The 1,477-nt window shown below is 76.4% G+C and carries 2 protein-coding genes; both read left to right on the forward strand.

The window, feature by feature from the left end:
• A partial coding sequence (locus ACZ34W_RS38650) for a bifunctional 4-hydroxy-2-oxoglutarate aldolase/2-dehydro-3-deoxy-phosphogluconate aldolase (protein ID WP_465611181.1) occupies nt 1–450 on the forward strand: 450 nt, incomplete at its 5' end.
• Complete coding sequence (locus ACZ34W_RS38655; RefSeq protein ID WP_465611183.1) at nt 447–1,415, forward strand: sugar kinase; 969 nt, start codon at nt 447–449, stop codon at nt 1,413–1,415. The genes ACZ34W_RS38650 and ACZ34W_RS38655, both read left to right, overlap by 4 nt.
• Nucleotides 1,416–1,477: the final 62 nt, after the last annotated feature.

The following is a 1,477-nucleotide window of genomic DNA, read 5'->3' on the forward strand; positions in this document are numbered from 1 at the left end:
CCCGACGCGCTGCTGGGTGCCGGGACGGTCCTGAGCGTCGACGACGCCGCCCGGGCCGCCGACGCGGGCGCCGCCTTCCTCGTCACCCCCGGCCTCGTCCCCGGCCTGCCCCGCGGCGCCGGCGAACTGCCGGTACTGATGGGCGCCCTGACGCCCGGCGAGGTCATGGCGGCCACCGGTCACGGCGCCCTCGCCGTCAAACTCTTCCCCGCCCTGATCGGCGGCCCCGCCTACCTGAACGCGCTACGCGCCCCGTTCCCGCAGGTGCCGTTCGTGCCCGTCGGCGGCATCGACGCCACCGCCGCCCTCGCCTACCTCACCGCCGGGGCCGTGGCCGTCGGAGTCGGGACGCCACTGATCGGCGACGCCGCCGACGGCGGCGACCAGGCCGCCCTGCGCGCCCGCGCCGCACAATGGCGCACCGCCCTCACCCCGGCGGTGACCGCATGACCACCACCCCCGCCACCCCCGAGGTCGTGACCGTCGGGGAGGCCATGGCCGCACTTCGCGCCACCGGCCCGATCAAACTCGCCCCGCCCATGGAACTGTCCGTCGCCGGCGCCGAGGCCAACGTCGCCATCGGCCTGGCCCGCCTGGGCCACCGCGCCCGCTGGGTCGGCCGGGTCGGCGACGACCCCTTCGGCGCACTCGTCCTGCGCACCCTGCGCGCCGAAGGCGTCGACACCACCCACGCCCACACCGACACCCAGGGCCGCCCCACCGGCCTGCTCGTGCGCGAGGACGGCATCGGCGACCTCGCCACCGTCCACTACTACCGCGACCGCTCCGCCGGATCCGCCCTCCACCCCGACGACATCCTCACCGCCCTGCACCCCAGCACCCGCATCCTCCACCTCACCGGCATCACCCCCGCCCTCAGCCCCACCGCCGCCCAGGCCGTCCTCACCGCCGCCGCCCGGGCCCGCGCGCTCGGCATCACCGTCAGCCTCGACGTCAACCACCGCGCCCGCCTCTGGACCCACCAGCAGGCCCGCGAAGTCCTCCGGCCGCTGGCCCGGACCGCCGACATCCTCATCGCCTCCGCCGACGAACTCCACCTCCTCGCCCCCGACCCCACCCACGACGAGGCGAACACCGTCACCGCCCTCCTCGCCCAGGGCACCCGCGACGTCGTCATCACCCGCGGCGGCGACGGCGCCACCCTCACCACCACCCACGCCACCCACCACGCCCCCGCCCGGTCCGTGCCCGTGATCGACGTCATCGGCGCCGGCGACGCCTTCGTCGCCGGCTACCTCTCCGCGACACTCGACACCCTCACCGCCGAACAGCGCCTGCACCGCGCCACCGCCACCGCCGCCTTCGCCGTCACCACCCGCGGCGACTGGGAAGGCCTGCCCACCCGCACCGACCTCACCCTCCTCGACACCCCCGCCGGCACCACCCTGCGCTGACCCCGAGGACCCCCATGCACCACCACCGCCCCCGCATCACCATCCACACCCCCGGCACCCAC

This window comes from Kitasatospora sp. NPDC022856 (genome assembly GCF_055561235.1).